General features: G+C 70.2%; 23 protein-coding genes. 8 read left to right on the forward strand and 15 right to left on the reverse strand.

All coding sequences use genetic code 11. From position 1 onward, the window contains the following. Positions 1 to 204: 204 nt before the first annotated feature. The 4 genes from ACIGJO_RS07035 to ACIGJO_RS07050 all read right to left on the reverse strand — a co-directional run bounded on the left by ACIGJO_RS07035 (position 205) and on the right by ACIGJO_RS07050 (position 4,156). Positions 205 to 870, reverse strand: a complete 666-nt coding sequence (locus ACIGJO_RS07035; protein WP_399953280.1) for a response regulator — start codon at positions 868 to 870, stop codon at positions 205 to 207. Further along, complete coding sequence (locus ACIGJO_RS07040; RefSeq protein ID WP_399953282.1) at positions 867 to 2,168, reverse strand: sensor histidine kinase; 1,302 nt, start codon at positions 2,166 to 2,168, stop codon at positions 867 to 869. The genes ACIGJO_RS07035 and ACIGJO_RS07040 overlap by 4 nt, the downstream gene beginning before the upstream one ends. 201 nt (positions 2,169 to 2,369) lie before the next feature. Beyond that, positions 2,370 to 3,224, reverse strand: coding sequence for an ABC transporter permease (locus tag ACIGJO_RS07045; protein ID WP_399953284.1), 855 nt, complete (start codon positions 3,222 to 3,224; stop codon positions 2,370 to 2,372). After that, on the reverse strand, positions 3,221 to 4,156 hold the full coding sequence (locus ACIGJO_RS07050; RefSeq protein ID WP_399953287.1) for an ATP-binding cassette domain-containing protein: 936 nt from the start codon (positions 4,154 to 4,156) through the stop codon (positions 3,221 to 3,223). Before ACIGJO_RS07050 ends, ACIGJO_RS07045 begins: the two co-directional genes overlap by 4 nt. 163 nt (positions 4,157 to 4,319) lie before the next feature. Between ACIGJO_RS07050 and ACIGJO_RS07055 the strand changes: the two genes are divergently transcribed. After that, entirely contained in the window at positions 4,320 to 4,880 is a 561-nt protein-coding gene (locus ACIGJO_RS07055) for a GNAT family N-acetyltransferase (protein WP_399953291.1), read from the forward strand. Between the two features lie 13 nt (positions 4,881 to 4,893). On the opposite strand, the gene ACIGJO_RS07060 is transcribed toward ACIGJO_RS07055, so the two are convergent. The 11 genes from ACIGJO_RS07060 to ACIGJO_RS07110 form a co-directional block, all read right to left on the reverse strand. Next, positions 4,894 to 6,552, reverse strand: a complete 1,659-nt coding sequence (locus ACIGJO_RS07060) for a type IV secretory system conjugative DNA transfer family protein (RefSeq protein WP_399953293.1) — start codon at positions 6,550 to 6,552, stop codon at positions 4,894 to 4,896. Between the two features lies 1 nt (position 6,553). Further along, complete coding sequence (locus ACIGJO_RS07065; protein WP_399953296.1) at positions 6,554 to 7,972, reverse strand: ATP-binding protein; 1,419 nt, start codon at positions 7,970 to 7,972, stop codon at positions 6,554 to 6,556. A gap of 151 nt (positions 7,973 to 8,123) precedes the next feature. After that, a complete protein-coding gene (locus ACIGJO_RS07070) occupies positions 8,124 to 9,674 on the reverse strand; it encodes an SCO6880 family protein (RefSeq protein WP_399953299.1) in 1,551 nt (516 codons plus the stop codon). Next, a complete protein-coding gene (locus ACIGJO_RS07075; protein ID WP_399953301.1) occupies positions 9,671 to 11,032 on the reverse strand; it encodes a hypothetical protein in 1,362 nt (453 codons plus the stop codon). Before ACIGJO_RS07075 ends, ACIGJO_RS07070 begins: the two co-directional genes overlap by 4 nt. Continuing rightward, positions 11,022 to 11,900: a hypothetical protein gene (locus ACIGJO_RS07080; RefSeq protein WP_399953304.1), complete on the reverse strand. Its 879-nt coding sequence runs from the start codon at positions 11,898 to 11,900 to the stop codon at positions 11,022 to 11,024. Before ACIGJO_RS07080 ends, ACIGJO_RS07075 begins: the two co-directional genes overlap by 11 nt. Positions 11,901 to 12,108: 208 nt before the next feature. Beyond that, positions 12,109 to 12,417 carry a hypothetical protein gene (locus ACIGJO_RS07085; RefSeq protein ID WP_015610155.1) on the reverse strand — a complete coding sequence of 103 codons (309 nt, stop codon included), beginning with the start codon at positions 12,415 to 12,417 and terminating at the stop codon, positions 12,109 to 12,111. 328 nt (positions 12,418 to 12,745) lie between these two features. Then, positions 12,746 to 13,375: a DUF402 domain-containing protein gene (locus ACIGJO_RS07090; RefSeq protein WP_399953307.1), complete on the reverse strand. Its 630-nt coding sequence runs from the start codon at positions 13,373 to 13,375 to the stop codon at positions 12,746 to 12,748. 74 nt (positions 13,376 to 13,449) lie between these two features. Next, complete coding sequence (locus tag ACIGJO_RS07095; protein WP_399953310.1) at positions 13,450 to 14,379, reverse strand: aldo/keto reductase; 930 nt, start codon at positions 14,377 to 14,379, stop codon at positions 13,450 to 13,452. A 74-nt stretch (positions 14,380 to 14,453) separates the two neighbouring features. Then, positions 14,454 to 14,813, reverse strand: coding sequence for a DUF397 domain-containing protein (locus ACIGJO_RS07100; protein ID WP_399953314.1), 360 nt, complete (start codon positions 14,811 to 14,813; stop codon positions 14,454 to 14,456). Beyond that, complete coding sequence (locus ACIGJO_RS07105) at positions 14,806 to 14,994, reverse strand: DUF397 domain-containing protein (RefSeq protein ID WP_399953317.1); 189 nt, start codon at positions 14,992 to 14,994, stop codon at positions 14,806 to 14,808. The genes ACIGJO_RS07100 and ACIGJO_RS07105 overlap by 8 nt, the downstream gene beginning before the upstream one ends. Before the next feature lie 11 nt (positions 14,995 to 15,005). Continuing rightward, complete coding sequence (locus ACIGJO_RS07110) at positions 15,006 to 15,857, reverse strand: helix-turn-helix domain-containing protein (protein WP_399953320.1); 852 nt, start codon at positions 15,855 to 15,857, stop codon at positions 15,006 to 15,008. 221 nt (positions 15,858 to 16,078) lie between these two features. On the opposite strand from ACIGJO_RS07110, the gene ACIGJO_RS07115 reads away from it, so the two are divergent. The 7 genes from ACIGJO_RS07115 to ACIGJO_RS07145 all read left to right on the forward strand — a co-directional run bounded on the left by ACIGJO_RS07115 (position 16,079) and on the right by ACIGJO_RS07145 (position 23,741). Next, a complete protein-coding gene (locus ACIGJO_RS07115; protein ID WP_399953323.1) occupies positions 16,079 to 16,549 on the forward strand; it encodes an ATP-binding protein in 471 nt (156 codons plus the stop codon). Between the two features lie 189 nt (positions 16,550 to 16,738). Continuing rightward, entirely contained in the window at positions 16,739 to 17,137 is a 399-nt protein-coding gene (locus ACIGJO_RS07120) for a hypothetical protein (RefSeq protein WP_399953326.1), read from the forward strand. Beyond that, a complete protein-coding gene (locus ACIGJO_RS07125; protein WP_399953329.1) occupies positions 17,134 to 18,951 on the forward strand; it encodes an alpha/beta hydrolase in 1,818 nt (605 codons plus the stop codon). The genes ACIGJO_RS07120 and ACIGJO_RS07125 overlap by 4 nt, the downstream gene beginning before the upstream one ends. An 80-nt stretch (positions 18,952 to 19,031) precedes the next feature. Further along, a complete protein-coding gene (locus tag ACIGJO_RS07130; protein WP_399953332.1) occupies positions 19,032 to 19,511 on the forward strand; it encodes a hypothetical protein in 480 nt (159 codons plus the stop codon). A 232-nt stretch (positions 19,512 to 19,743) separates the two neighbouring features. Next, positions 19,744 to 22,083, forward strand: coding sequence for an alpha/beta hydrolase (locus ACIGJO_RS07135; protein ID WP_399953335.1), 2,340 nt, complete (start codon positions 19,744 to 19,746; stop codon positions 22,081 to 22,083). 23 nt (positions 22,084 to 22,106) lie between these two features. Next, positions 22,107 to 22,643 carry a hypothetical protein gene (locus ACIGJO_RS07140; RefSeq protein WP_399954505.1) on the forward strand — a complete coding sequence of 179 codons (537 nt, stop codon included), beginning with the start codon at positions 22,107 to 22,109 and terminating at the stop codon, positions 22,641 to 22,643. A 105-nt stretch (positions 22,644 to 22,748) separates the two neighbouring features. Beyond that, positions 22,749 to 23,741, forward strand: a complete 993-nt coding sequence (locus ACIGJO_RS07145) for an NlpC/P60 family protein (protein ID WP_399953338.1) — start codon at positions 22,749 to 22,751, stop codon at positions 23,739 to 23,741. The last annotated feature ends 232 nt before the right edge of the window (positions 23,742 to 23,973 follow it).

Here is a 23,973-nt window from a genome sequence, read left to right on the forward strand (position 1 = left end):
CCCGGAAGCTAAGCCTTTCAGCGCCGATGGTACTGCAGGGGGGACCCTGTGGGAGAGTAGGACGCCGCCGAACAATTTTTCCGGGAAAGCCCCGTGCCTTGTGGCACGGGGCTTTCCTGCGTTCACCACCAGAACATTTCACCACCCGTACCGGTACCCGTGCTCGTACCCGTGCAAGTAGCCGTACCCGTGGCCGTGCTGCCTCTATGCCGGGGTGACCAGCCGGGTGTCGTACGCCAGGATGACTGCCTGGACGCGGTCCCGGGCTCCTGTTTTGGCGAGGATGCGGGTGACATGGGTCTTCACCGTTGATTCGGCGAGATGGAGTCGGGCCGCGATCTCCGTATTGGACCAGCCCTGGCCGATGACCGTGAGAATTTCTCTTTCCCGGTCCGTGAGGGCGGCGATCCGGCTGTCTGTGGCCATGGGGTCGCCGGGTGAGGCCGGGAGATGCTGTACGTAGGCGTCCAGGAGCCGACGGGTGAGGCCCGGGGCGACCACCGCGTCGCCGCCGGCGACCGCGCGGATGCCGGAGAGGAGCTCCTCCGGCAGGGCGTCCTTGACGAGGAAGCCGCTCGCTCCGGCACGGAGGCCGTCGTACGCGTACTCGTCCAGGTCGAAGGTCGTCACGATGAGGACGCGGGTGGGCGCACCCGACCTGATGGCGCGGCGGGTGGTCTCGATGCCGTCGAGGCCCGGCATACGGATGTCCATCAGGGCGACGTCCGGGTGGTGCTGTGCGATCAGGTGGAGCGCCTCGGTGCCGTTGGAGGCTTCGCCGACGACCGTCATGTCGTCCTGGCTCTCCAGCAGCATCCGGAAGCCGAAGCGTTGCAACGGCTGGTCGTCCGCGATGAGTACGGTCGTCACGGGGAAGCGTCCTCCAGGGGAAGGCGAAGTCGTACCTGCCAGCCGCCGTCCGGCAGTGGGCCCGCGTCGATTGTGCCGTCGTAGAGCGCGGCGCGCTCCCGCATACCCGCGATCCCCTGCCCCTGGTGCGGGATTCGGGGCGGCGGCGCGGGAGCGGTGGTCGCCGGCCGGCCGGTGTCCGCGACGGGCGGGCCGGTGTCCGTGATCCGGGTTTCCAGGTCCGTACGGCTGTGGGTGAGCGTGACCGCCGCCGACAGGCCGGGGTGGGCGGCGGCATGCTTGAGCGTGTTGGTGAGAGCTTCCTGCACCACCCGGTACACCGTCAGTTCGCGCCCCGGGGTGAGGGATTCGGCGTGCGGCGTTCCGTGGATCTCCAGGTATACGGGCAGGCCGGCGGCCCGGACGGCGGTGATGAGGGGTTCCAGGTCGTCCAGCGTCGGCTGGGGCGCGCGGTCGGCCTCGGGGTGGTCCTCGCGCAGGATGCCGAGCAGGCGGCGGAGTTCGGCGAGTGCCTGTCTGCTGGTGGTGCCGATGGCCTCCAGGGCCTGGGCCGCGCGCTCCGGGGACTTGGCCGCCGCATAGGCCCCGCCGTCCGCCAGCCCGGTGATGACGGACAGGTTGTGGCCGATGATGTCGTGCATCTCGCGGGCGATACGGGTGCGTTCGGCGGCGGCCGCGAGGCGGGCCTGCTGGTCGCGTTCGTGTTCCAGCCGGTGGGCCCGCTCGACGAGGGCCTCGGTGTAGTCCTTGCGGGTGCGGACCGCGATACCCAGCAGGGCGACGAAGGCGAAGCCCCAGAGGTAGGAGACCAGTTGCTGGCTCCACACCTGCGGGATGCGCGCTGCACCGGCCACGGCCGGGGCGCACATCAGCAGGCCGGCGCCGGCGAGGGTCCTGAGTGGCAGGCACAGCGCGATCCGGAACGTGGGGATCAGCTGGAGGAAGGCGGCCTGGACGACGGCGCCGGCCCAGATGTTGACCAGTGACACCGGCGCCATCAGGACGAGCACGGCCACCGGATGCGTACGCCGCCACAGCAGCGGCACCGAGAAGCACAGCGTCATCAACAGGACCAGCGGTTCGGGCGTCTCCACGTCACGGGCCACCGTGCGCCAGCCGCCCGAGGTGAAGTCGAGCACCGCGACCAGGACCCAGAACGCGGTCACCAGGGCGTCCCATACGACGGGCCGGCGCCGGTCGAAGGCGCGCAGGCGGTGCAGCCGGCCCTGGAGGTACCGGGTCAGCGGGGCGGTCCCCGTGAACCGCTCCTGATCGCGCCCGGCCGACTGCCCGTCCAACGGCCCGTTCCCCCGCGCTTCCCGCACCTCCCGCGCCTCACGTCGTTCCGTGCGCCGCCGGTCTTCAGTGGCCGGCCTGTGCCGCGCACCGACGTCCGGTTCGGCGGGTGTCCTGTTGTCCGTCACCGGGCCATCCTCGTCCGTGTCCGTCTGGTGTCCGTCCGGCGGTCGTGTGCGTCGTGGTGCTGCGGGTGTCCGCTGTCAGGCGTCCCGGCGCCGCAATAGGAGGGCGGCGACGCCCAGCACGGCCGCTGCCCACAGGCACAGGGCGAACAGTGCCGTTCCCGGGGAGGCGGCGTCCGGGAGCGGGGCGGCGGAACCGAGCGCCCCGGCGGCCTGGGTGGGGAAGTAGGCGATGGCGCTCTCGACGGTCTCGTACGGGATCATGCCCAGGATCTCCGGGACGATCATGACTCCGCCGATGAAGGCGCCGATCGCCCCGGGCACGGAGCGGAACAGCGCGCCGAGGCCGAGCGCGACGAGGCTGAGCAGTGTGATGCCGGCGGAGTTGCCCGCCACCGCTCGCAGCACGCCAGGATCGCCGAGGGAGGCCGCCTGGTCGGTGTCGTGGAGGAAGAGCTGTGCGGCGGAGAAGGTGATCAGCGCGGTCACGAACATGGCCGAGAAGGCTGAGACCGCGAACACCGCGGCCTTCGCCCACAGGACGGGGAGCCTGCGCGGCACGGCGGTGAGCGAGGCGCGGATCATGCCGGTGGAGTACTCGCCCGCGGTGACCAGGATGCCCAGGACCGCGATGCAGAGCTGCCCGAGCAGGGTGCCGTAGAGCGTCAGGACGACCGTGTCGACATCGGAGTCGCCGCCACCGGATGTGTAGGTGCCGCCCATGATCAGGCCGATACCGAGGATCAGGGCGGATGCCGAGATGACGGTGACCCAGGTGGAGCGCAGGGACCAGAGCTTGTGCCACTCGGAGCGCAGGACGCGGGCCGGGGTGATGCGGTACGCGAGGCGTACGGGGGCCGCGGGCCTGGTGGGGAGGGGCGTGGTGGGGCCGGGGCCGCTGGGGTCGGGGCCGGTGGGGTCGGTGGTCGTCATGCTGCGGCTCCGGTCGGGGGAGTGGCTGCGGCTCGGTACTCGACCGATTCCTGGGTGAGGTCCATGAACGCCTGCTCCAGGGACGCGTTCCGCGGCGTGAGTTCGTGGAGCGCGATTCCGTGGGCGGCGGCGATGCGGCCGATGTGTGCCGCGTCCGTGCCGCGGATCTCCAGTTCGTCGGGGGCGTCCGGCTGTGCGGTGATCTTCGTGCCGGGCGCGGTGAGGAGTGCGCGCAGCGCGGCTGCCTGTGGTGTGACGACCTTGACGTGGGCTCCGCCCGCTGTGCGGATCAGGTCGGCGACGGTGGTGTCGGCGAGGAGACGGCCCCTGCCGATGACGATGAGGTGGTCGGCGGTGAGGGCCGTCTCGCTCATCAGGTGCGAGGAGATCAGGACCGTACGGCCCTGCGCGGCCAGGGACTTGAGCAGCGTGCGGATCCAGAGGACGCCCTCCGGGTCCAGACCGTTCACCGGCTCGTCCAGGATCACGGTGGCCGGGTCGCCGAGCAGGGCGGCGGCGATGCCGAGCCGCTGGCCCATGCCGAGCGAGAAGCCCTTGATCCGCTTGTGCGCGACCTCGGTGAGGCCTGCCAGGTCGAGGACGTGCTCGACGCGGCCGCGCGGGATGCCGTGGGTGTGGGCCAGCGCCATCAGATGGTTGAAGGCGGACCGCCCGGGGTGGACGGACCGGGCCTCCAGCAGGGCGCCGACCTCGGTGAGGGGTGCGGCGTGGGTGGCGTAGGCCCGCCCGCCGATCGTGGACCGGCCCCGGGTCGGGGCGTCCAGGCCGAGCAGCATGCGCATCGTGGTCGATTTGCCGGCGCCGTTGGGGCCGAGGAAGCCGGTGACGGTGCCGGGGCGGACCGTGAAGTCGAGGCCCTCGACGACGGCCCTGGCCCCGTACCGCTTGGTGAGTTCGTACGCCTTGATCATGCCGTCGACGCTACGGAGCGGGCGCGCGGTGGTCGTCCGACCGGGGGCGGGATGCCGGCGCGGGTGTAGTACCGGGGTACGACGCGGGGGCGGTACCGGGTACGACGCCGGCGCGGCCGAAACGGGTTTGCCCGGACGGTGTGCCGGAGTCCAGGATCGGTCCATGGACTACGCAATACGCCCCGTGCGCGCCGAGGAATGGCCGTCGGCCAGGGAACTTCGCCTGGCTGCCCTCCAGGACCCGGTGGCGCCCCTCGCGTTCCTGGAGACGTACGAGAGTGCCCTCGGGAAGCCGGACGAGTTCTGGCGGGGCAGGACGGCCGACGCCGCCGCGGGGGTGAACGTGATGCAGTTCGTGGCCGAGGCGCCCGACGGCGCGTGGGTGGGGACCGTGACGGTGCTTGTCGAGCGGCCGGAGGGCGAGGCGCGCTTCGGGGACGCCGCCGAGGTGAACCAGGGGCATCTGGTCGGCGTGTTCGTGCGGCCGGAGGCGCGTGGCACGGGTGTGACCGACGCGCTGTTCCGGGCGGCGGTCGACTGGGCCTGGTCGCTGTCCGAGCCGTACCTGGAGAGGGTGCGGCTGTATGTGCACGAGAACAATCTGCGGGCCGCCGCCTTCTACCGACGGTTCGGTTTCGTACCGTCCGGGAAGACGGTCCCCATGCCCGGTGGTGCGAGTGACCGGGAGCCGGATCTGGAGCTGGAGTACGTCCTCGGGCGGTAGCGGGGTGCTTCCGCTATCCGCGGCCGGTGGCGGGCAGTTCGAGGTGCCGGCGCCAGCGGGCGCGGCCCTGTTCCTGCGAGCGGAGCAGGACCAAGGTGGGCATGCCCTGGTCCTGACCGGTCGCCAGCAGCTCCGGGAGCTGGGGAAGGGGAGCCACGGCCGCGACGTCGTCGAGGACGAGCGTCATTGGTGGGTCGAGCCGACCGTCGGATGACCGTGCGGCCATGCGGCGGCCGTGCTCGACCACGTATGAGGTGAGCGCGGTGAGGAACGGCATCGCGCCCGGGCGGTGGCGGGGATCCTCGATGGGGTCGCCCACTGCATAGAGCGTTCCCCCCTCGGCCCCGAATGATTCCAGTGCGAGCGAATCCGCTCGGTTTGCCGTGCACGCCTCGCGGATGTGGACCGAGGACAGGGCCGAAAGGGCCCGTACGGTCAACTCCTGGGCCACCTCGCGGCGTTCGGGGTAGGCGGTGAAGGCCGACTCCAGCAGCCCGGCGAGTCCGGAGGCGGCCTTGGGGTGCGTACGGAGCAGGCGCACCGGTTCGTGGGCGCTTCCGCCGAGTGCCCAGCGGTGCACCTGGCGGAAGGGGCGGCCGTCCACCGCGGCGGCGTGCAGCCAGCACTGCAGCAGCGTTTGTGCCGTGTCGGCGGTCGCCGCGTCGATCCGGGCCTGTGGCCTGACCGGGGCGAGGAGCGCGGCGGCGCGGGTGGCGGCCACTTCGGGCTGCTCGCAGCCGGTGGTGGGCGACCAGTGCAGGCGGGACGGGGTGTCGCAGAGGTGGCCGGGGTCGTAGACGTGTACGGGGCCGAGCTTGCCGCGGGCGTCCTTCGTCTCGGCCCAGACGGTGGGGTCGGAGGTGACGACGAGCACGGGGCCGTCGGCGTCGCGGATGGCCTGGACGACGGTGGGGCGGCGGGTGGCGGCGGGGGCGTAGAGCAGGAACGGCGCGCGGGGGGAGGGGAGGACGGTGGGAGGCGCGGGCTGGGCGAGCGGCGTGTGGGGCATGGGTGCCGCGGGAGCCGCGGGAGCCGTGTGGACGGTGGGCGCCGCGGGGGCGGCTTCGGTCGCCGCGGTCGGGGTGTTCGCCGCGGTGCTGGGGGTGAAGGCGGTGGCGGCCGGGGCGGTGGCGGGTTCAGCGGGGGCGTGTTCGGTGGGTACAGGGGCGGCCGGGGCTTCGGTGGGTACGGGGGTGGCCGGGGCCTCCTTGCCCTCCGGCCTCCGTCCGCCGCGTACGGACGACGGGGCCGGGGTGTCGTGCACCAGGCCCATCCGCTCCTCGCGGCGCCGCTGCCGTACCGCGCGGCCGCGGGCCACCACCCCCAGTACGAACACCGTCAGCACCAGCAGCACCATCAGCTCACCGATGAACAGGCCCCAGAAGAGCCCGTACCCGGAGAGCTGGGCCGGCGGGGTGTGCGGCCAGGCGCCCGGGAGGTCGTTCGGTGCCGCGATCAGTTCGCGCAGGGCCAGCGGGGTCCGGGTGAACGCCACCCCGTCCGGCCAGGCGCCGTGCGCGAGGAGTCCGGCCAGGCCCGTGGACGTCCAGGCCAGCACGGTCAGCGCGACGAAGAGGCCCAGGAGACCGATCAGCAGGCCGTCCGGGATGCCGCCGCCGCTTCGTTCGTCCTCGCGCCCACGTCCCGTACCGTGCGCTGCCTGGCGTGCCATGTCATGCCACCGTTGACTCGGACGACTCGTTCAGCCGTTGCTGGTTCTCGATCCGGGCCGCGCGTTGCTCCGCCTCCAGCTCCGCGGCACGTACGTCCTCGGGCAGCAGGTCGGTGTCGGAGCCCTCGGTCATCGCACGGTCGGTGAAGACCAGAGGGCGCTCCGCCTCGGTGATCAGGTGCTTGACCACCTGGACATTGCCGTTGACGTCCCAGACGGCGATGCCCGGTGTCAGCGTGGGGATGATCTCGACCGCCCACCGGGGGAGGCCGATGACCCGTCCGGTCGCTCTCGCCTCGTCGGCCTTCTGGGCGTAGATCGTCCGGGTCGAGGCCATCTTCAGGATCGCCGCCGCCTCCTTCGCCGCCGCACCGTCCACCACGTCGCTGAGGTGGTGGACGACGGCGACGAACGACAGTCCGAGCCGCCTGCCGAACTTCAGCAGTCGCTGGAAGAGCTGGGCGACGAACGGCGAGTTGATGATGTGCCAGGCCTCCTCCACCAGGAAGATGCGTTTCTTCCGGTCGGGCCTGATCCAGGTGTGTTCCAGCCAGACCCCCACGATCGCCATCAGGATCGGCATGGCGATCGAGTTGCGGTCGATGTGCGAGAGGTCGAACACGATCAGCGGGGCGTCCAGGTCGATCCCGAAGCTCGTGGGGCCGTCGAACATGCCACGCAGGTCACCGTCGACCAGCCGGTCCAGGACGAGTGCGACGTCCAGTCCCCAGGCCCGTACGTCGTCTATGTCGACGTTCATCGCCTCGGCCGATTCGGGCTCGGGGTGGCGCAGCTGTTCCACGATGTCCATCAGGACCGGCTGGCGGTCGGCGATGGTCTCGTTCACATAGGCGTGCGCGACCTTGAGCGCGAAGCCGGAGCGCTCGTCGAGCCCGTGGCCCATCGCGACTTCGATGATCGTGCGGAGCAGGGCGAGCTGGCCGGTGGTGGTGATCGACGGGTCGAGCGGGTTGAGCTTGATGCCGCCGTTCAGTGCCGCGGTCGGGTCCAGGCGGATGGGAGTTATCCCCAGCTCCTGGGCGATGAGGTTCCACTCGCCCACGCCGTCCTCGCCCTGGGCGTCCAGGACGACGACCTGGCGGTCGCGGAAGCGGAGCTGGCGCAGGACGTAGGTCTTCTCCAGCGCGGACTTGCCGTTGCCGGACTCGCCGAGGACCAGCCAGTGCGGGGCGGGGAGCTGCTGCCCGTACAGCTGGAAGGGGTCGTAGATGTAGCCCTTGCCGGAGTAGACCTCGCGTCCGATGATCACGCCGGAGTCACCGAGGCCGGGGGCGGCGGTGGGCAGGTAGACGGCCTGGGCCTGGCCCGTCGACGTACGGACGGGCAGCCGAGTCGTCTCCACCTTCCCGAAGAGGAAGGCGGTGAAGGCATCCGACAATGCGGACAACGGGTCTCGCATGGCGTGACTGCCCTCTCTCTCGGTTTCCGGTCTCGGTGGAGTCTGTCGGTGGCGGTGGCGGTGGGGTGTCGGTGGTGTCGGTGGTGCTCGGGGCCGGGGCTCCGGGGCTCTGTGCCCCGGGGTTCCGGAGGTGCTTCGGCGCGGCTGCCGGTCAGCGGCGGATGCCTGTCGCGAACGGCAGGGTGTTCACGAAGGCCCGGTGGTGTTCACGGTCGCACCACTCCAGCTTCAGATAGGACTTGCCGGCCGAAGCCCGGATCGTCCGCTTGTCCCGGGCGAGGGATTCGGGCGATCGCGACGACACCGTGATGTACCCCACCAGGTTCACCCCGGCCGCGCCGCTCGCCAGATCTTCACCCCGCTGGTCGAGCCGCCCGTGGGCGGCGATGTCCCTGGGGTCGACGGTGCGGTTCATCTTGGCCTGACGGCTCGCCTCGGCCTCGTCGTTCGTCTTCTCCGTCAGCATGCGCTCGATGGCCACCTCGGTGGGTTCGAGGTCCATGCAGACCGCGACCGTACGGATGACGTCGGGAGTGTGCACGAGGAGCGGGGCGAGGAAGTTGACGCCGACCGGGGTCATCGGCCACTCCTTCACCCAGGCCGTGGCGTGGCACCAGGGCGCGCGGGTCGAGGACTCACGGGTCTTGGCCTGGAGGAACGTCGGCTCGACCGCGTCCAGCTCGGCGGGCCAGGCGTTGCGCTTCGTCATCGCCTGGATGTGGTCGATGGGGTGGTCGGGGTCGTACATCGAGTGGACGAGCGAGGCCAGCCGGCTCTGGCCGAGCGGCTGGCGTACCCGGATGTCGGCCTCGGCGAGGCGGGCGCAGATATCGGTGAGCTCGCGGGCCATGACGACGGCGAGACCGGCGTCCCGGTCGAGCCTGCGGCCGCCCTGGGGACGGGCGGCGCGGGCGATGGCGTGGCCCTCCGCGGCCAGTTCGCGGCTGTAGTGCATACAGGCGACGAGGTAGGCGCGGTGCTGCTCGCTGGAGGTGGAGACCATGGACTGGAGCTGGTCGTAGGAGTCCTGGAGCCAGCCGGGGGCGGTCTTGTCGCCGCGCTGGGCGACGTCCTTGGCGTGCGCGTCCGGGTCGGCGGGCAGCGTGCGGGCCAGCATCTGGAGGCGGGTCACGAAGCCGTCGCCGTTGGCCACGTGCTTGAGCAGCGTGCCGAACCGGTCGACCAGGGCTTCCTGGTCCTCGCTGTCGCGCAGGCCGACGCCCGGCCCCTCGATCTCGATGGCCGCGGTGACCGTGCGGCGGTCGGCGTGCAGGAGTACGGCGATCTCGTCGGGGCCGAAGGGGGCCGCGAGCCAGCTGATCCGGCCGATGCCGGGCGGCGGGCCGATCTCGACCTCGCGGCCGTCGGCGCTGACGCCCGCCTCCATGGCGGAGGAGCGGTACGCGGTGCCGCGGCGCAGGGACCGCTTGAAGCTGCGGTTGATCTCGAACCACTTGTAGAACGTGCGTTGCTTGTACGGGACGTACACGACGGCCAGGGCGAGCATGGGGAAGCCCATGAGCAGCACGATCCGCAGGGACAGGACGGGGACGATCAGCCCGCTCATCATGCCGAGGAACGCACCGGCGATGATCAGGGCGATCTCGCCGGTCTCGCGGTTCTTGCCGACGATCGCGTTCGGCCGGGCGCGGCCGATGAGATACGTACGGCGGGGCGCGATCGTGTGGGACTGGGTCGTCAACGCCCTCCACCTCCTGTGCTCGTGTTACCTGTGCTGCCTGAACCGCCCCGGGAGGAGCGGCTGCTGTGGGGGGTGCCGGAGGTGGGGCCGGATCCGCTGCGGGGCGAGGGCGTGGAGCCGCCGCCTCCGCCGGTGCTGCGGGAACTGTGCGCGGCGACACCGCCGCTGACGGTGTTGGAGGGGCGGGCGCCGCCTCCACCGCCTCCGCCGTTCTGGTCGTTGCGGCCGCTGTGGGTCTTGATTCCCTGGGAGACGAGGGCGGCCGGGGAGCTGATCAGGGCGGCGGCCTGGGCGCCGTCGGTGGCCTGCTTCCGGTTGGTGCGGGCGCCCTGGATCTCGTCGCCGAAGCCGGGGACGAAGCGGTAGATCATGGCGGAGGCGAAGATGGCCAGCAGGATGATCGCGAGGCCGGAGACGACGGCGGAGAAGGCGTCCGGGCCCTCGTCCTCGGAGAGTGCCCCGGCCAGGCCGAGCACGATGACGATGACCGGCTTGACCATGATCACCGCGATCATGATGCCTGCCCAGCGCCGGACGTGGCCCCACATGTTCTTGTCGACGAGGCCGGAGTACACGACGATGCCGAGCAGCGCGCCCACGTAGAGCAGGGCGGCCCGGATGACGAGCTCCAGCCACAGGACGCCGGCGGCGAGGATCGACACGAGCGAGACGACGATCAGCATGATCGGCCCGCCGCCGATGTCGGTGCCCTTCTTGAGGGCCTCGGCGAACGACCCGAAGAAGACATCGGTCTGGCCGCCGGTGGAGGTGGCGATGACCTCGGTGACGCCGTCGGTGGCGGAGACGATCGTGTAGAGGATCAGCGGTGTGAACGCGGAGGCGAGGACGGTCAGCCAGAGGAAGCCGACGGCCTCGGAGATCGCGGTGGTGAGCGGAACGCCGCGGATGGCGCGCTTGGCGACGGCGAGCAGCCACAGCACGAGGGTGAGGATGGTGGAGGCCGCGAAGATGACGGCGTACTGCTGGAGGAACTTGGGGTTGGTGAAGTCGACGTTCGCGGTGCTCTTCACGGCCTCGCTGAGCTTGCCGACGATCCACGCGGCGGCGTCGGCGCAGCCCTTGGCCAGGGAGGAGAGGGGGTCCAGGGAGTCCGTGGTGGGGGGGAGGGAGCGGGAGCCTCCGGTGCTGGCCTTCTCCCCGTCCTCGCAGTAGTCCTTGGCGAGGCCGACGATGAGGTCGCACGGGTTGTCGCTCTTGCTCGGCGACGGGCTGGGGGTCGGCGTCGGTGTGGGCGACGGGTCGGCGGATGCCCGCGATGCCAGCAGGATGACCGTGGCAGGAAGGCTGCCCAGGACCGCGGTGAGTGACAGTGCACGGAAGCGACGGCTATCGGGCATAGGTGAACCCTCCATATCCTTCGACCGCTCCGGCGATCTCCTCGGCGGTCGATGCCCGGTTGCCGCTGTTGACCGGCGTCGGGCCCTCGGCCTGGGACGACGACTCGATCTTCCAGTCGCCCCCGACCCACTTGAGCTTCTGGGAGATGGTGACCCACGTCTCGGTGACGGGCTTGGTGGAGCCTTGGCCGGCCAGTCCGACCAGGCCCGTGCACCACACCTCGACGGTGGCCGTGTCTCCGCTCCGCGCGACCACCTTGGTCCCCACCGGTACGGTCCGGGAGACGAACGTCAGCCCCGCGGGGGTGCTGCCGTCGGCGTTCAGCCCGACGTTCCGGTAGAAGTCCGGGGAGTAGGCCCGGTCCAGTTCGGCCCGCAGACCGCCGGCGACCGCGGGGACGTGCGTGGCTTCGATGATGCCGCCACGTGCTTCGGTGTCGAACATCTCCGCCGACCCCAGCGCCACCGCGTAGTTCGCCGCCGCGCTCTGCGCCCCCTGCTCGTCATGGGCGAAGCCCGAGGCGATCGTTCCGGCCGTGCTGTCGGTGCCCGTCACGGGCTTGGTGCCCGTGGCCGCGGTGGAGGTGGTGCCTCCGGTGCCCGGCTTCTCGCCGCTTCCGGTGGCCTTGTCGTCGTTGCCGCCGCCCCGGTTCGCGAAGGCGATGGCCGCGAGGAGAAGGACGACGATGCCGACGACGGTGACGAGGGAGCGGGAGTTGCGGGCGGGCCGGCGGGTGTGCGGGGTGCCGGTGTCGCTGTCGGGGAGGCGTGTACGGGTCTGCCGGGTTCCGCCGAGGGTGCTGTACGGGTCGTCCGTGCGGCCGGCCTGCTCCTTGCCGCGGTAGTCGTGGTCGTCGCCGGGACTCATGCCGCGTACGCTCCCTCGGTCGTGTGCGGATCCGCGCAGGACGACGGTAGCTGTGCTGGTTGCCGCTTGGGCGCGGTGTGGTGACTCGACATCAGGGAGACGCAACCTCAGCCGGTGGGCACGACGGGCGGACGGTGGGGGGCGGGCTGGGACGGCCCGGTGTGGGACGGGGTGCGGAACGACGGAGGGAGGGCCGTCCGACGGGCGGTCAGACAGCCATGCCGTACACGATGGTGAACAGGGTGCCCAGCGAACCGATGATGAACACTCCGGTCAGGCCCGCCACGATCAGGCCCTTGCCCTGTTCCGCGCTGAACGTGTCACGCAGCGCCGTCGCCCCGATGCGCTGCTTCGCCGCGCCCCAGATCGCGATGCCGAGGCAGAGCAGGATGGCGATCGCCATCACCACCTCGATCATGATGCGCGCCTCGTTGCCCAGCGTCCCGAACGGCCCCCAGTTCGGGGCGATTCCGCCGATGATGGTGGTGATGTCGCCCTTCTCAGCTGCCAGGATCATGTAAGTCACCGCCCCTGTTGGGTAGTTCGATGCCCGCGCCGAACCGCACGGGTCACCTTCTATCTTCGCTGATGAAACCGTGTCCGCACGACGCCTTCCCGGGTCTCTTTACCCGGATCTCGCACGTTTGACCGGGACAGCCACCCTGACCTGCGGCTCATGTCCGTTTTCACGCGCTTATGCATAGTCACTCTGTGTATCACGCGATGTGACCGCGGGCAACGACGATGGCCATGGGTTCCCGATGCGGTCGCAGCGTTGGCGGGGCACGGCGTGTTCGCATGCGCCGTTCGAGAGCCGTCGGTGCGCCGGTCGGCTTCGTGGGGATTCACAGGACGGTCCTGCCGGGACGCGGTGGGAGCGGCGGTGTCCTCCAGTGCCGAGGTGGCCGAAAATCGCACCACGTGCCGTCGAACGGAAACGCTCCGGCCTCCGCCAGCCGCGCCACCCGCTCGCCCTCGGAGCGGATGGCCACGGCTTCCCCGGCCGACCAGTAGGCGGGATGCCCGGTCTTCTCGGCGAACGACCGCTCGTCCTTCCACTGCCATGTCCGGTCGGGAGCCACGGTGATGTCGAGTTCCTGGTCGACGACGTCGATGTCCTCGCCGCGGTGCACGCGGTGCTCCAGGTTCACGTACCAGCCGCGGAACCTGTGGCGTCGGCCGAAGAACCAGAACACCGCGTGACCGGCCCCGGCCGGCTGGAGGATGAGCGCGCTGCCCATGGGCCACCGGTCCGCCGCGGCCTCGTATCCGCCGGCCGGGCGGTCCTGCGGCGGGATGTCGCGGAGGTGCGCGCCGCCCGGCAGTCCGGTGCGCCACATCGGTGTGCCGGTCTCCAGCCAGACCAGCCGGCCCGCCTCCGTACGCTCGACGAGCCGTACGGGTACGGAGGAACTCAGGTGGCCGCCGATGAAGAGGTTCCAGCGGAGTATCCGGCCCGGGGTGTCGTCGTCCATCGGAGGATCATCCCCGCGGGGGCCCTTGGACATGTCCTTCGTCCGTCATCCACCGCGGCCCCGGGCGCCCCCGGTCACGCCCCGGTCCCGGCCGGGGCTTCGAGCAGGGCCAGTTCGTCGGCCGTGAGCCGGAGCGCGCCCGCGGCCACGTTGTCGGCGAGGTGGTCCGGGTTGCCGGTGCCGGGGATGGCCAGGACGTGCGGCCCGCGGTTCAGCGTCCAGGCCAGCCTGACCTGAGCCGCCGTCACCCCGTGCTGACGGGCGACCCCGAGGACCCGGTGGTCGTCCGTGCCGCTCGCGCCCGCCTCGCGGCCCGCCCCGGCGATGGCGAAGAAGGGGACGAAGGCGATGCCCCGCTCCCCGCAGGCGTCCAGGAACGCGTGCTCCTCGCGCGGTGCGCCGACCGCGTACGCGTTCTGGACACAGACCACCGGCGCGATGGCCAGGGCCTCGGCGAGATGATCGGGGCGGGCGTTGGAGATGCCCAGGTGGCGGATGAGCCCGGCCTCGCGCAGTTCGGCCAGTGCCCCGAAGTGTTCGCTGATCGACCCCGTCGTCTCCTTGCGGGGGACGCGCAGATTCACCACGTCGAGGTGGTCGCGGCCGAGCTGGCGCAGATTCTCCTCGACCTGCCCCCGCAGCTGCTCCGGGCGGGCCCAGTGCCAGACCCCCCATGTGTCGCGTCCGGGACCGACCTTGGTCGTGATGACGAGGTCGTCCGGATAGGGGGCCAGCGCCCGGTTGATCAGCTCGTTGGCCGAGCGCAGCGGCGAGAAGTAGAAGGCCGCGGTGTCGATGTGGTTGACGCCCAGTTCGAGCGCCCGGCGCAGTACGGCGAGGGCCCGGTCGCGGTCGCTGGGGGTGCCGTCGGCGTTCTCCGTGAGGCGCATCGCGCCGTAGCCGATGCGGTTGACCGACAGGTCGCCGAGCTTCCAGGTGCCGGACGCGGCGGCCGGCGCCGGTGGCCCGGCCGGGGCCGCTGAGTCGTTCTTCTGTGAGGACATCAGCGGATGATGGCACGGGTGGGGCGCGCGGCCGGACCCGTTCCCGTACCGCATCCGCGACGGCCGGGGGGAAATCAGCTTTTGGGGCCTTCGGGGCCTTCGGGGTCTTCGGGGTCTGGGGGGCGGGCGGTGGGCCTCTCCGTATCGCTGCCCGTTTCGCTGCCGCCGCCCATGCCGGTGCGGCTGCCGGTGTCGCTGTCCGCTCCGATCTCGGCGAAGTGGTCGAACTCGCCGGCCAGGACACCCTTCACGAACGCCTCCCACTTGGTCCGGGTCGTCGTGACCACCGTGGCGGGGTCGCTGGTCTCCCGGAGGTGAATGAGATCGCCCCCCTGTCCTTCGGCGACCTCGATCCAGGGGCCGGGGCCCTCCGGCTCGCCCTCGGGGGCGGCGCGGATCCAGCGGAGCTCGTCGGGGAGCGGCCGGTCAGACATCGTTCCTCCTCTCCTTGACGGCGCGGACGAGTGCGGCCCAGGCGGGGGGAGTGGCGCGGAGTATCGCGCCGCCGGGGTCGCTGGTCTCGGTCAGATGGACGGTGCCGCGGGAGGCGGCTATGTGGACGCAGGCCTCACCCTGGGCGCAGTAGGAGGACTTCTGCCAGTCGTACGTGGCCATCGGTGTTCCCTTCACAGTTCCTGGGCGATCCCATGGACGAGGTCACGGGATTCGGCGACGCCGAGTGCCGTCTCGCCGAGGCGTTCGAGCAGCAGCCGGTACTGCGCGAGCTGAGCTTCCGAGTCGATGAACACCGGGCCGTGCGACTGATCGAGCTGCGCGGTGTCCAGGGAGGGCACGGGGCCTTGGACGTAGTACACGGACTGGCCGGACCCCGGGTAGTACGTGTTCGCGAACGGGATCACGCGCATGGTGAGGTGATCGAGTTCGCTCGTCCTCAGTAGGTGCAGGAGCTGAGCACGCGCGATGGCACGGCCCCCGTATCTCATGCGGAGAGCGGCTTCGTGAATGAAGGCCCGGTACGGGACGGCGCCGGTCCGGTAGAGCACAGCCTGACGCTTGATCCGGTAGGAGACGCGGTGCTCGATCTCCGGCGGTGAGATCTCGGGTACCGCCTGCCGATAGATCTCCCGTGCGTGATCGACAGTCTGGAGCAGGCCGGGAATGTGGATGCTGTGTGCCGCGTGCAGGGCCGTGCCGTGATGCTCGATCTCGGCCAGATCCAGCAGCTTGGGCGGCATGATCTCCCGGTACTCCTCCCACCAGCCGCGCCGACGGTCACCCGTCATGGCGACCAACGCCTCGATGAGAGCCTGATCGGAGCAGGAGTAGATGCGGGCGGCGACACGTACGCGGTCGGCGCTCACTCCGAACCGGGCCACCTCCACATTGCTCAGCTGGCCGGGGCTCGTGCCCAGCAGGTCGGCGGCCTGCGTGGTGGTCAACCCCGCCCGCTCGCGAAGTCTCCGCAGCTCTGCTCCGAGGCGTGCGCGCCGAGCTGTCGGTGCGGCTCTGCCTGCCATCGCGAACTCTCCCCAGACGCCTGTTGAGTTGGGCTATCACTCACACGAGTGGTTCAAAGCAAGGATTCCGCCCATTCAATGCAAGGAATCCTTGCCAGAGTCTAGTCTCTGACTCAGGCCACCGGCCCGGAAGAACCCCGCTCGACGGAGCGGCCAGGTCACTGGGCATCGACTGCGTTGCAGCTCACTCAACCAACATCCCTCCGTGAACGGAGACTTCCATGGCCACGACCACCGTAGCGCCGCCCTGGGCCTACACCCTCCAACTCCCGCAGGATCCCCGCGGACCGGGTATCGCGCGGGCCACCCTCCGTACCGTGCTGCGCGTGCACGGGATGGGCGAGCTCATCGACACCGCCGAACTGCTGACCGGCGAGCTGGTCACCAACGCCTACCGGTACTCGTCGGGGCCGTACTCACTCCGACTGCGCAGGGCCGGGCGGAGCCGGGTCCGGGTCGGTGTCTGGGACACCAATCCTGAGATCCCCGCCCCGTTCAGCGGCTGCCTGGAGGAACCGTCCGCGCTTGCCGAACGAGGGCGCGGGCTGCATCTGGTTCAGCAGTGCGCGGACAGTTGGGGCGCGTATCCGATGGGCGGAGCCCTGCCGGAGCAGAGCGGGAAGCTGCTGTGGGTCGAGTGCTCGGGGAAGCCTGGGAATCAGGGGTCCGACCTCTCGTGCCCGGAGGAGTAGCAGCCGCGACGGCGCGATGAATGGCCCATCCCCCCAGTAAGAACCGCCCGTTCGGGTGAAGTGGCCACCCGTCGCCGTTGCTTCCGGGCCCTGACGCGGCAAGGACCCACGCGCCGTACGGCACGCGGGAGAGCGGCGTGTCGCGTACATCCGATTTGGCGCAGTGCCGCTCCACGATCAAGGAGCGGGGTGAGCTGGGTGGGTGACCGGCAGCGGTTGAGCGATCTGGCGGCAGCGCCGGGAGGCGGCGGCAGCGCGGAGCTGAAGCACAGTGGCGGGCCCTGGACCCGGGCGGCCGGGGGCGCGGAAGCCGTGCGTACGCACCTGGGGCCGGTGCGTGCCGAGTTGGCGACAGCGCATGAGGGTCTGATGACCGGTGCCGGTGAGCTGTCGGCGCTGGCGGAGCTCGGCGCCGTACGGGACTCGTGGGAGCGGCGGATCGAGGCCGCGCGCGGGGAGTGCGGGAGTCTCGCCGCGAAGCTGCGGGCCGTGGCGCGGGCCCAGGGCGAGACCGACGAAGCCGTGAAGTCCGCCTTCGCTCCGGTGACGGGGAGCGGGAGTCACGTGGGTGGGGGCGGTGCGCGGTGAACGGTGACCGCAGGGCGTCCACCGCGCTCACCTGGGCGAAGCTGCGCGAGGTGAAGTGCGCCGAACTGGAGGGCGCGGCCGATGGCTGGGGCAAGGCCGGAAACCGGGCCGACGCCGCACGGGACCGGATCGACAAACAGCTCCTGCACGGCCTCCGCGCGACACAACAGGGCGAGGCGGCCGAGGCGGCGGTCCTGCGGTTGCGCCGACTGGCCCGGAACTTCCAGTACGTCTACACGGAGTGCGGCCTGCTGCGTACGGCGCTGAACAGCCTGGCCCATGAGGTGAAGGCCCAGCAGCGGGCGTTGCAGGACGCGCTGGACGATGCGGCGGCGCTGAGGTTCACCGTGCACGAGGACGGTTCGGTGACGTACCCGGCGGCGGGCGAGGGGCTGATCGACGGGACACCGTTACCGGGTGGCACGGCGTCGGGAGTGGCCGGGGCGGGGTTCCTCGCGCCGTCCGGACTGGTCGCGCCCAACCCGAACACGGCAAAGGCGCAGGACATCGCGGACCGGGTGGTGCGGGCCGTACGCGCGGCGGCCGAGGCCGACTGGAAGTACGCGGGCATCCTGCGGAAGCTGAGGGCGGAAGAGGGGCTGCGGGTCCCGGACACGGTGTGGACGGAGGCGGCGGCGGACGCGGCCGCGGTACGGAACGCGGCGGGGGGCTACCTGAAGCAGGCCATCCCGTACGACGCGACTCCGGCCGAGCGCAGGGCGTGGTGGGCCGGCCTGACGGACGAACAGCGCGAGGAGTACCTCGCGGTGTACCCGGATCAGATCGGCAACCTGGACGGGATCCCGGCCCTCGTACGGGACGCGGCCAACCGGGACAACCTGCGGCTGCTCATCGGCGAGCTGGACGGGCGGGACGACCGGACGGCCGTGACGCAGCTGGCGGCGCTGAGGGAGATCGACCGGCAGTTGCAGGCCGTCCCCAAGGCCGGGGATCCGCCGATGTACCTGCTCGGCATCGGGGACGAGGGGAACGGGCGCGCGATCGTCTCCTACGGGAACCCCGATACGTCGCGGAATGTGGCGGCGTATGTGCCGGGGCTGAATACGTCCTTGGACGAGGAGTTCGCCAAGGGGGACCTCAAGCGGTCCCGGGATCTGGCCATTGCCGCACAACGGCACGACCCCTCCACCGCCGCGATCACATGGCTCGGATACGACGCACCGCAGTCGCCGGACGGCTGGGGAAGTCTGGCTGTCGCTGGTGACGGGAGAGCCGAGGCCGGCGGGGATTCGTTCCACGAGTTCATGGGCGGTTTGGCGGCCACCAACCAGAACGAGGATCCGCATATGACAGCCATCGGCCATTCCTACGGTTCGCGAACAGTGGGTGCCGCAACTCAGCAAGGGGATGGAATTCCAGGCGTCAGCGACATTGTGCTGGTGGGGAGTCCCGGCGTGGGAGTGGACCGCGCGGAGGACATGGGGGTGGCGAAGGATCATGTTTTCGTCGGTGCGGCCAAGAACGACATCGTCACCAAGCTGCCTTCCAAGGGCCAGGCCTTGATCGGGTCGGCCGAGTTGCTGTTCGGCGGCCCGGCGGCTGCGTACGTGGCGGGGGAGATCGCCGATCCGGGTGATGACGATGTGTGGTTCGGCAAGGACCCGGCCAGTGAGGCGTTCGGAGCGAGGCGCTTTCCGGTGAACGACGGACCCCCGCCGGTCGGGCCGGGTGGGTTGTCGGCCGATGCGCACTCGCAGTACTTCGATCCGGATCGAGATGCGGTGTCCGCCGAGAGTATTGCTTTGGTCGCCTCAGGGAATTCACGCAACGTCAAGATGGAGGAACTGCGATGAGCCGAGCAGGTAGGTGCGTGGTGGTGGCAGTTCTTGCGGGGACGTTCCTGGCGGGCTGTTCAGGAGGTCGGGGGGAAGAAATGAACATGCAAGAGGCGGCGGAGCATTCGGATCAGATTCTTGATGCCGTGTTCGCAGAAATTGAACCGAGCGTGCGCTGGACGCATGGCCCGACGACAACAAGCAGTTGTGCGGTGACGCGGAGGCGGACGGTGATGACCATCGTGTCTGCTGAGCGGCGCGGAAGCTTCCTGGGCGTCGTCGATCGCTTCTGGCGGAAGAGCGGTTATCGGATCAAGGCCATCAACAACGATGTCGACGTCCCAGCGATTTTCGCGCAGACACAGGACGGTTTCGGAGTGAGCCTGATCGTCGCGGCCGCAGGGCAGGTCCACTTCGACGTCGACACCCCCTGCGTCCAGGAGTCCGAGGTGGCCGACTCCACCAGCAGGGCCACCGCTCCCACCTACGAAGGCATGGAGCACATCCCGCGACCCAACATCCACGATGACTTCTGGTCCGCCGGGGCCTCGGGGGCCCGGTCGGCGGGATCTCCATGACCGGAGCAATCCATCTCAACTTGCCCAACGGGCAAAGTTTTTGAGCCCTGCATTGGGCCCAGGGACCCATGCTGCGTCCCCTGCCGCTGTGGTCGCATACGTGGAGTGATTTATCTGTCGCTGCGCCGCCCACTCACAAGGTAGGGGACTGGTCTTGTCTGGCATACGAGGAGTCGCGGTTCCGGGCGGCGTTGATGTAAGCGCTGTCGCGGTCCGTTCGGGCAGGCAACCGATGCCACGCCCACTGCAGGCGGTGCTGATTCTCGTTCAAGTGCTCCTCGTGGCAACGATCGTGGGGGGGATCGACGTGCTGTCGGTCGCCGCTTCGGTCGACGCCGTCGACGGGCATCTGATCGGGATGCTCCTGTACGCCGCCCTTCCCGGCATCACCGGTTTCGTGTTGTCCCTGTATGCGCGTACAGGTGGCGTCGGGATCTGGCGGGGCCTCCTCGCCGTGCATGCCTGGTTCATGCTCGGCGCGTTGGCCACGCTCAGTGGTGAGGCCGGTCTGCAGGGTCTGACGCGGCTGGTGATTCCCGCCGTGGTCGTCGTACTGCTTACACGCGCCGAAGTGCGTGCCTGGTTCCGGCTGGGCAAGGAAGAGCGCGCCGAGCACCGGCCGTTCAGCATTGCGCGGATGGTGAAGGCGCGCCGCGACAGCGGCCAGAGCGCCTTGGAGTACCTGGGAATGGTCCTGGTGGTCGTGGCCCTCGTCGGCGCGATCACGGCTACGGGTATCGGCGGGTCGGTGAGCGGCCGGCTGCAGAGCGCGATCTGTGAACTGGCCGGAGGCTCGTGCTCCGCTCCGGGTACCGGTGTGGAGGCCGGCGGCGGTTCGGGCTCCGGGGGCAACCAGGGCGGTGAGGGTTCGGCCTCCGGCGGCGCGGGCTCCGAGGGTTCGACCGTCACGGGTGGCATGAACGGCGGTACGGATACCGGTGGTTCGGATGCCTCCGGCGGGTCCGACGCCGGTGGTTCCGCCGCGTCCGGCGGGTCCGGCTCGGGCGGCTCCGGTGGCGCGGGCGGAACCGGTGGTTCCAGTGGCACCGAAGGGTCTGCCGCGTCCGGTGGGGGCGATTCCGCTACGCCGGTCGACGCGGGTAGATCCAATGGCGGCGGAGGCAACGGTCCGGGCAACGGCTCCGGCGGCGGCTCCGAGGGCGGGTTCATCGACGGCTTCCTCGGCGACGGGCTCGGCGGCGATGTCAGCGGCGTCATCGACGCGGTCCTGAACCCCGTCGAGAGCGGCAAGGGCATCGCCGACCAGTGGACCAAGGACGCACAGGGCGCGAGCGACAAGTGGGACCGGGGCGACTTCATCGGTGCGGTCCGGGACGTGAACAAGGCCGTCGGTGGCGGCGGTGGCGGGATGGGGCTGCCGGGCTCCGGAGGCCGTGTCGACGCCGAGGTGAAGGAGGCCGAGCGCGGGTTCCTCAACGACCGGATTCCGGAGAACGCCACCGCGGCCCAGCGCAAGTCCTGGTGGGACGGGCTCTCGGAGGAGCAGCGCGAGCGGTACATCGAGCTGAGCCCGGACCGGATCGGCAACCTCGACGGTATTCCGGTGGCGGCCCGTGACGCGGCCAACCGCAAGAACCTCCAGGACCTGATCGGGAAGCTGGAGAAGACGGACACCGAGAAGGCCAAGAAGCAGCTGGCGGGTCTCAAGGAGATCGACCGGCAGCTGAAGGAGAAGCAGCAGCCGCCGATGTATCTGATCGGCATCGGGGACGAGGGCAACGGGAGGGCCATCGTCTCCTACGGGAACCCCGACACTTCGAAGAACGTGTCGGCGTACGTACCGGGGCTCAACACCTCCCTGGACGAGGAGTTCGCGAAGAACGACCTCGGCCGCGCCCGTGACACGGCCATCGGCGCCCAGGGGTACGACGAGTCCACCGCGTCGATCGTCTGGCTCGGGTACGACGCTCCGCAGCTGCCCGACAGCGACGGTGTGGGCGGGTACTTCGCGGTGATGGGCAGCGGCCGGGCGGAGAAGGGCGGTGCGGCCTACAGCGACTTCATGGGCGGCATCGCGGCCACCAACCAGAACAAGGACCCGCATGTGACCGCGATCGGCCACTCCTACGGCTCGCGCACCGTCGGTGCCGCGACGCAGCGGGAGGGCGGGATTCCGGGGGTCGACGACATCATCCTGGTCGGCAGTCCCGGGGTCGGCGTCGACCACGCCGTGGACCTCGGGGTCGGCAGCGGGCACGTCTTCGTCGGAGCCGCGCGCAACGACCCGGTGACCAAGCTCCCCTCCAAGACCCAGGTCGCGGTGGGTGCGATCGGTCTGATCACGGGTGGCCCCGGTATCTCGTACCTCGCGGGAGACCTGGCCGATCCGGGCGACGACGACCTCTGGTTCGGCAAGGACCCGGCGAGCAAGGCATTCGGTGCCCACCGGTTCCCCGTGGACGACGGCCCGGCCGTGATCAGCGGCAGTGGTGTCAGTCTGGATGCGCACTCGCAGTACTTCGATCCCGAACGGGACGCCGTTTCTGCGGACAGCATCGCTCTGATCGTGTCGGGGCACTCCGACCGGCTCAAGATGGAGGAGCAAAGGTGAGGCGAAGGTTCCCGATCGTTGCGATGGCCCTGACGTTCGGGCTCGCCCTGTCCGGCTGCGGGACCGAGAGCATGCGTCAGTCGGACGGAGGGAAGAAGAGCGGCATGGACATGCAGCAGGCCGCCGAACGTTCCGACGAGATGCTCGACGCGGTTCTGAAGGGCATCGAGCCGGAGGTCGAGTGGGCGCACGGCCCGACGACCACGCGCGCCTGCGGCGTGACCCGCAGGCGGACCGTGATGACCATCGTGTCCGCCGAGCGCCGTGAGATGTTCCTGGACCGGGTGGAGACCTTCTGGCGGGACAGCGACTACCGGATCAAGGCGGTCAACAACGACGAGGTGTTCCCCGCGGTCTACGCCGTGACGAAGAGCGGGTTCGGCATCAGCGTCAGTATCCGCGGCAAGGGCCAGGCCTTCTTCGAGGCGGACAGCCCCTGTGTGAAGGAGTCGAAGGTCGCAGACTCCACGTCCGAGCCGAACGGCAAGGCGTACAAGGGGGTCTACCCGTTGCCCCGTCCCAACGTCCGCTCCGATTTCTGGTCCGCCGGAGCCTCCTGATGACCGGTCAGCGCCCCCGATGACCCGAACAAGTCGCACACACCCGCGAAATCGGCCGTGAACCGCGCTCCGATGGGGGATGGTTGAGGGGTGCGGAAATATTGGATGGTCGGTGGGATCGGCGTCGGGTTGGCCATGTGCTTCGTGGCGCTGCTCGTCGTCGGTACGTACTCGGCCGCCGCCGGGATCGCGGGTGCCGGCGGCGGCGCTGTCGGGCTGGCCAAGGGCGCTGTTCCGGCGCGCTACCAGCCCCTGGTGCAGAAGTGGGGCAATCTCTGTCCCGCCATCAACCCCGCTCTCCTGGCCGCGCAGCTCTACCAGGAGAGCGGGTGGAACCCCAAGGCGCAGAGCCATGCGGCCGCGCAGGGCATCGCGCAGTTCATCCCCGGTACCTGGGCCTCGCACGGGATCGACGGGGACAAGGACGGCGACCGGGACGTGTGGGACCCGGCCGACGCGATCCCCTCGGCAGCCTCGTACGACTGTGAGCTCGCCGGGTACGTGAAGAAGGTCCCGGGCGATCCCACCGACAACATGCTGGCCGCGTACAACGCCGGTGCCTACCGTGTGATCAAGGCGGGCGGGGTCCCCGGGATCGAGGAGACCCAGAACTACGTCAAGATCATCCGGACCTTGGAGAAGAGCTTCGCCAGGCCCGTGGGCCGTGTCGAGCCGTCCCGCCAGGCTGCCTCCGCCATCCACTTCGCGCAGGGCCGCCTCGGTACGCCGTATCTGTGGGGCGGGAACGGGACGAAGGAACAGGGCGGACGCTTCGACTGTTCCGGGCTGACCCAGGCCGCTTACCGGACCGTCGACATCGAACTGCCCCGTGTGGCCAACGACCAGTACAACGCCGGGCCGCACCCCTCGCGGGACGAGCTGCTGCCGGGCGACCTGGTGTTCTTCTCCGACGACCTGACCAACTCGCGGGCCATCCGCCACGTGGGGCTCTATGTCGGGGGCGGTTACATGATCAACGCTCCGTACACCGGGTCCGTGATCCGGTTCGACAAGATCGACACACCGGACTACTTCGGTGCGACACGGGTCACCAAGGACGGGGCCGCGGCACTTCCCAGGGACCTTCCCCAGGCCTGACGGTCACGGGCCGGCCGGAGGCCGTCCACGCCTGACGGAGAGTCGGCCGTGGCCGGAACTCTCTGTGAAGCCTGGGCCCTGAGCTGCGACGACGAGTCTCTCTTCGATAACGTCATGGTGATCATTCGGTGGAGAGCGGAACGTACACGGTTGGCGGGCCGTTCCCTGGACTGGGACGGCCCGAGCACTGACCATGCGGGCGGCGGTCCGGACGTCGTGCGACAGAGCCGTC

This window comes from Streptomyces sp. NPDC079020 (assembly GCF_044542225.1).
In the GTDB taxonomy this organism is placed as follows: Bacteria; Actinomycetota; Actinomycetes; order Streptomycetales; family Streptomycetaceae; genus Streptomyces.

Coding starts and splice junctions, on each gene's coding strand:
- ACIGJO_RS07045 (WP_399953284.1), bottom strand. CDS start 3,224: ATGACGACCACCGACCCCACCGGCCCCGACCCCAGCGGCCCCGGCCCC.
- ACIGJO_RS07050 (WP_399953287.1), bottom strand. CDS start 4,156: ATGATCAAGGCGTACGAACTCACCAAGCGGTACGGGGCCAGGGCCGTC.
- ACIGJO_RS07055 (WP_399953291.1), top strand. CDS start 4,320: ATGGACTACGCAATACGCCCCGTGCGCGCCGAGGAATGGCCGTCGGCC.
- ACIGJO_RS07060 (WP_399953293.1), bottom strand. CDS start 6,552: ATGGCACGCCAGGCAGCGCACGGTACGGGACGTGGGCGCGAGGACGAA.
- ACIGJO_RS07065 (WP_399953296.1), bottom strand. CDS start 7,972: ATGCGAGACCCGTTGTCCGCATTGTCGGATGCCTTCACCGCCTTCCTC.
- ACIGJO_RS07075 (WP_399953301.1), bottom strand. CDS start 11,032: ATGCCCGATAGCCGTCGCTTCCGTGCACTGTCACTCACCGCGGTCCTG.
- ACIGJO_RS07080 (WP_399953304.1), bottom strand. CDS start 11,900: ATGAGTCCCGGCGACGACCACGACTACCGCGGCAAGGAGCAGGCCGGC.
- ACIGJO_RS07085 (WP_015610155.1), bottom strand. CDS start 12,417: ATGATCCTGGCAGCTGAGAAGGGCGACATCACCACCATCATCGGCGGA.
- ACIGJO_RS07090 (WP_399953307.1), bottom strand. CDS start 13,375: ATGGACGACGACACCCCGGGCCGGATACTCCGCTGGAACCTCTTCATC.
- ACIGJO_RS07095 (WP_399953310.1), bottom strand. CDS start 14,379: ATGTCCTCACAGAAGAACGACTCAGCGGCCCCGGCCGGGCCACCGGCG.
- ACIGJO_RS07100 (WP_399953314.1), bottom strand. CDS start 14,813: ATGTCTGACCGGCCGCTCCCCGACGAGCTCCGCTGGATCCGCGCCGCC.
- ACIGJO_RS07105 (WP_399953317.1), bottom strand. CDS start 14,994: ATGGCCACGTACGACTGGCAGAAGTCCTCCTACTGCGCCCAGGGTGAG.
- ACIGJO_RS07110 (WP_399953320.1), bottom strand. CDS start 15,857: ATGGCAGGCAGAGCCGCACCGACAGCTCGGCGCGCACGCCTCGGAGCA.
- ACIGJO_RS07115 (WP_399953323.1), top strand. CDS start 16,079: ATGGCCACGACCACCGTAGCGCCGCCCTGGGCCTACACCCTCCAACTC.
- ACIGJO_RS07130 (WP_399953332.1), top strand. CDS start 19,032: ATGAACATGCAAGAGGCGGCGGAGCATTCGGATCAGATTCTTGATGCC.
- ACIGJO_RS07135 (WP_399953335.1), top strand. CDS start 19,744: ATGCCACGCCCACTGCAGGCGGTGCTGATTCTCGTTCAAGTGCTCCTC.
- ACIGJO_RS07140 (WP_399954505.1), top strand. CDS start 22,107: ATGGCCCTGACGTTCGGGCTCGCCCTGTCCGGCTGCGGGACCGAGAGC.
- ACIGJO_RS07145 (WP_399953338.1), top strand. CDS start 22,749: ATGGTCGGTGGGATCGGCGTCGGGTTGGCCATGTGCTTCGTGGCGCTG.